The sequence below is a fragment of the Microcystis sp. M49636_WE2 genome (assembly GCF_030065375.1).
Taxonomy (GTDB): domain Bacteria; phylum Cyanobacteriota; class Cyanobacteriia; order Cyanobacteriales; family Microcystaceae; genus Microcystis; species Microcystis aeruginosa_C.
Window position 1 is genome coordinate 1 of sequence record NZ_JASJFG010000044.1, and the last position, 3,007, is coordinate 3,007.

Consider the following 3,007-nt stretch of genomic DNA (forward strand, 5'->3'; position numbering starts at 1 on the left):
GAGAACTCGCAACGGTGGGGCTGAAATCGTCAAATTACTGCAAACTGGCGGCGCTTATTACGCCCCTGCTTCCTCTGCCTGTACCATGGTCGAGACGATATTGAGAAATCAATCCCGTTTACTGCCGGCGGCAGCCTATCTCAAGGGTGAATACGGTTTACAGGATGTCTATCTGGGGGTTCCCTGTCGCCTAGGATGTCGGGGTGTGGAAAGTATTCTGGAAGTGCGTTTGACCGATGCTGAACGTCTGGATCTACACACTTCTGCCGCCTCAGTTCGTCAGAATGTTCATTTAGCCCTTGACAGTCTCAAGGTTTTGATGTAGTTAATACAACTCATATTTTAAGAGGGTACAGGGCAAAGAACCGTTATACAAGGGAGTGCGACGGGAAGAACGCAGGCCGATTTGTTTAGTCAGTTCTTTGTTTCCCGATAAAATATAGGCTGTCCAACCCTTAAACCTCTGTTTTAAGACATCACCGAAGGATTTATATAGGGTCCCTAATTCTTCGGTATTGCCCAATCTTTTGCCGTAAGGGGGATTACAGAGAATAATCCCTCGATCGCTCGTCGGTTCTAAGTCGGTGATGCTTTGCAAGCTAAAATTAATGTGGTCCTGCACTTGACAAAAATAGGCATTATCCTCGGCCTGATGTAGAACCTCATAATCGGCATCACTAGCATAAATTGGCGCATTTAGCTGAGATTTTTGTTTTTCTTTAGCTTCCTTAACCAAAGATTGCCATAAATCCGGTTGATAGTCTGGCCATTTCTGGAATCCGAACTGGGAACGGGATAAACCGGGGGCAATATTTAAAGCTTTTAACGTCGCTTCGATGACAATAGTTCCCGAACCACAGAAAGGGTCTAAAAGCGCCATATCATCCTGCCATGCCGATAATTCTACCAAAGCAGCGGCGAGACTTTCTTTCAGAGGTGCGACTCCCATGGCCCGATGATACCCGCGACGATGCAAACTGTGGCCAGAACTATCTAAACTAAGCACACAGCGATTTTTCTCGATATGAGCGTTAATTTGCAGGTCGGGATTTTCTGTATCCACAAAAGAACGGGGATTCCCCTGTTGACGCTGTTGGTCGATAATAGCGTTTTTGATGCTTAAGGCGGTGTAATGGGTGTGATTGAGGCGATCGTTCGTTCCCGTACATTGTACCGCTAAAGTTTCCTCACTGGTGAGATAATCGCGCCAATCAATGGCTTGAATGCCATCATACAGTTCCTTCCCATCCCCACAGGGAATTTCGGCAATGGGAACCAAAACCCGAAAAATAATTCTTGACCAAAGATTGACTCGATAGAGTAGGGAGATATCCCCCTGAAAATGGACTCCGGTGAATACGGGTTTCACTTCTTTGGCCCCTAGGAATTCTAATTCCCTAGCGGCAATTTCTTCTAGTCCCCTCGCGGTAGTAGCAAAATAGGATCGAGTCATTTCAGTTATCAGTTATCAGTTATCAGTTTTCAGGTTTCAGTTATCAGTGACTAGCGCCGGTCGTTGGTAGCTTGAAATCAGAAAGATTGGCTCTCTTGAGTTTGGTGGGTAAAATATATTCTAAGATACAGTTGGGCTGGCGGGGGAGTGGAGCGAACCACAAAGACACAAAGGACACAAAGATCGATCGATCCTATATTAAGTTAAACTCATCATACGGGGAATAAGAGAGCCAAAGATTTTAATTTTTACCCTCTTGTAAATTCCCTATCTCATACGCTCTTTCTTTATCTTGCAGGTAGTCGGCGATCAAATCAAGTTTTTGTCAGGAAATATTAAGGGTTTCTCCCAATCAAGACTAGACAGCATTCTCTGAGAAAATAATGTAGGCGCTCATCATCGTTAGGGAAATTTTTCTCGCGAGTCCCCTGAGCTATATTTGCTAGTTCTGTTTCTCTTATCTCTATATTATCCAGCCAATGCTCAAAATCTCCTTTTTCCATGTATTCTTTAAATTTATTGGGATTATCTATAGATAATTCGAGTAATTCTGGGATATTGTTAACGCGTTTTCCTCCACCCTTGTCTAAGTTAAAATAGAAAGGTGGATTATATTGTGGATTTCTACTGTAATTTTTAATTTTATTAAGAAGATTTTTAAAACAATCATTATCATCAATCATTGATTCTACTATTTGATACATTCGTGTAGATTTCACTTCTTGATTTTGAATATGTTCAAATAAATTATTGATAAGTTCATTTAAAAGGTCTTGTTTATCTGCTCCTTGTGCTTGCATCAAAACTTTAGTATTCTCTACTTGATCAGCTAGGTAAACTTCACCTAAAGTTTGCAGTTTCGATTTTAATGAGTCATTTTCTATCTCAATAATAGCATTATCTCTATGATCAATCATTGATTTTACTATTTGATACAGAGGAATAAAATATCTTATAGGTTTTATCCAAAATATTCGTGTACTTTTCACATCTTCATTTTGTTTTTCAATTCCTTTGTACCAGATTTTTTTTAAACTTCCTTCACCGTCTCTTAACTCGGCAATACTACCTTCTTCAGTAAGTATTGAGAAGTACATAGGTAAAATTATCTTTCTAGTTGCTGGTATTAATAATAACACCGATATTACAACAATTAAAATAATCCCAGTGATAATATTTGCACCAATTACGTTTCCTACCATGGGAATAAGAATAGCACTTATCGATTCTAATGCGTAACTAATTATGTCTAATACTGCAAAAACAGCACCCGCTAATCCCAAGAGTTGGATAGTACCAAAAACACTTTTAATCCAAGTACCCTCTTCTGGTCCAAATCGTAAAGTTTGCATATAGGTTTCCCAAACAATTGGCTTCTGAGCAACGGGTAAATTATTAAAGTATAAATCATTGATTTTAGGCTCAATATTAGTGGCAATATATCTACCAATTCTAACGACCTGATGATTACTTGCATTGACAAGAAAGATGATCAATCCACAAGAGGCGGGAACCATTATTCCCAGAATAATTGCTGAAGGAATTCGCCGTTCA

At 39.9% G+C, this 3,007-nt stretch carries 2 protein-coding genes and 1 pseudogene; 1 reads left to right on the plus strand and 2 read right to left on the minus strand.

What is annotated here, in order from left to right; all coding sequences use genetic code 11:
* Positions 1–325, plus strand: a pseudogene (locus PX484_RS00850) (malate dehydrogenase); the annotation flags it as partial.
* On the opposite strand, the gene PX484_RS00855 reads toward PX484_RS00850, so the two are convergent.
* Together PX484_RS00855 and PX484_RS00860 are read right to left on the minus strand one after the other, a co-directional pair.
* Positions 326–1,453 (minus strand): THUMP domain-containing class I SAM-dependent RNA methyltransferase, encoded by a 1,128-nt coding sequence (locus PX484_RS00855; RefSeq protein WP_287766737.1) that lies wholly within the window; start codon positions 1,451–1,453, stop codon positions 326–328.
* Between the two features lie 335 nt (positions 1,454–1,788).
* The coding region (locus tag PX484_RS00860) for a hypothetical protein (protein WP_288102668.1) at positions 1,789–3,007 on the minus strand (1,219 nt) is incomplete at its 5' end.